General features: G+C 56.6%; 1 protein-coding gene. It reads right to left on the reverse strand.

Going from position 1 to position 2012, the window contains the following annotated elements; translation table 11 throughout:
* Window positions 1-2012: host specificity protein J (locus tag ACJHYR_RS27545; RefSeq protein ID WP_410233202.1), on the reverse strand; the 2012-nt coding region annotated here is incomplete at both ends.

The following is a 2012-nucleotide window of genomic DNA, read 5'->3' on the forward strand; positions in this document are numbered from 1 at the left end:
TCTGTATCTGCTCAATGCTGGCATTCCAGGATCCCAGTTTTTTATCCGTGCTCTGTTTGATCTGACTTCCCTTATCATCAACATACTGTCTGATCTGCGCTATCTGTCGGCTGTTCTCCTCCGTGCTCCTGCTTACTGTCTGCCGGATTTCGCTGCCCATCCTGTCAACTTTTCTGTCAACTTCCGCAATGGCCATTGACTGTTCAGCGCTCTTTTTCGCCACAACAGTACTTATTTGCGCACTTTTATCATCAACATACTGCCTGACCTGCGCTATCTGTCGGCTGTTCTCCTCCGTGCTCCTGCTCACTGTCTGCCGGATTTCACTGCTCACGCTGTCAACTTTCCTGTCGACTTTCGCAATGGCCAGCGACTGTTCACCGCTCTTTTTCGCCACCAGTTCCGTTATGCTGTTTTCAGACGCCGTGATTTTTTTCGTCACCTCTGCGATATCACGCTCCGCACGCTGCCTCACATCTTTCTCCAGCTGCGTCATTTCGCGGTTAATCGCATTCTCCAGTTGCTCAACTTCAGTGCGCCGTGCAGAGGCATCAATGCGTTCATTGATCTCCCGTCCCAGATGCGTTTTATTTATCGCCCCCCTGAAAAAATTAAGGTAACCGGCAGGATCATTACTCGCCCGACCGACTGCCTCCACGAATGCCGATTTACCGACAGTGTTAACACTGCGGATATAAAAGTAATAATCATGGCCAGGTTTAATATTCTGGCCGGAGACAAGCCACTGACTTCCGGTACCAAGATAACGGGCTGTGGTTTCAACCTGCCTGATATCAGCAATCCGCTTTTCCGAAAACCAGAACTCAAACTGTACCGTCGGATCATAAACCGCAAGATGCGGCGTGGCGGTTATCTGAAAATAGCCCGGCGTCAGCTCAATCCGCGACGGCGCTGCCGGTGCGGCAATCCGGAACGATACCGACGCCGGATCGCCCTGCTGCCCCCACGCATTTACCGCCCGGACTGTCAGACTGTAATTTCCCAGAGCCAGCTGCCTGAAGCGGTATGTGGTTTCCGTCGTCCGGGCCGTGCTGACCAGCCGCTCACTGCCGTCATCCGCTGCCACGGTCAGGCGAAGCATAAAGCTCACGCCCTTCACCACCTTCGGCGTATCCCAGCGTGCCAGCACCTGGTATTCCCCGCTGTCTGCGGTGACTTCTGCGGTCAGGTGTTGCACTGCTGGCGGCGTGACACCATTCACCGTGCCGCTCTGGTCGCCGTCAAAGTACGCCCCGTTATCCACGATGGCCTCTTTTTCCGGTACATGCTGCACGGCGGTGATGGCATACGTGCCGTCGTCGTTCTCACGGATACTCACGCAGCGGAACAGGCGCTGGCGCAGCGTCGGCAGCTTCAGCCCCCACACGCTGTACTCGGCAACGCCGTCAGGAACCCGGCTCACTTTCACCTTCACGCCGTCGGTGACGGACTGAACCTCCACGCTGACCGGATTGCCACTTCCGTCAACCAGGCTTATCAGCGTGGTACCGGAGGATGGCAGCGTGATTTCACGGTCTAGCGTCAGCGTCCGGGTCTGGCTGTTCACCGCCAGCACACGACCACCGGTGCTGATACCGGCATAGTCATCATCACAGATTTCAATGACATCGCCCGGTACATGGCGAAGCCCTTCAGCACCCACGCTGAAATCCACGGTCTGCGTCTCCAGCAGTTCTGTTTTAATCAGCCACAGCCCGGCGCGGTGTGCCTGCCCCCGGCTGGTACAGCCAAAGGCATCCATCTTCGTGACGTTACGACCGTAACGGGCAATGGCCTGCGTGTCCTCCACAAGCTCTGTCGCCGTCTCCTGGCCGTTATCCGGGTCACTCCAGTTCACCTCAACGGCATTATGGCGGTCCTTCAGGGCGCTGAAGCTGTAGCGGAACGGCGCGCCATCATCCGGCATCACCACATTACTGCGGTTATAGGTCCACACCTTATCCGACGGTCGGTCCTGCACGAACGTCAGCGTCTGCCCGTTCCATACCGGC

Source organism: Escherichia sp. WS1450, assembly GCF_046487395.1.
Lineage (GTDB): Bacteria > Pseudomonadota > Gammaproteobacteria > Enterobacterales > Enterobacteriaceae > Escherichia > Escherichia coli.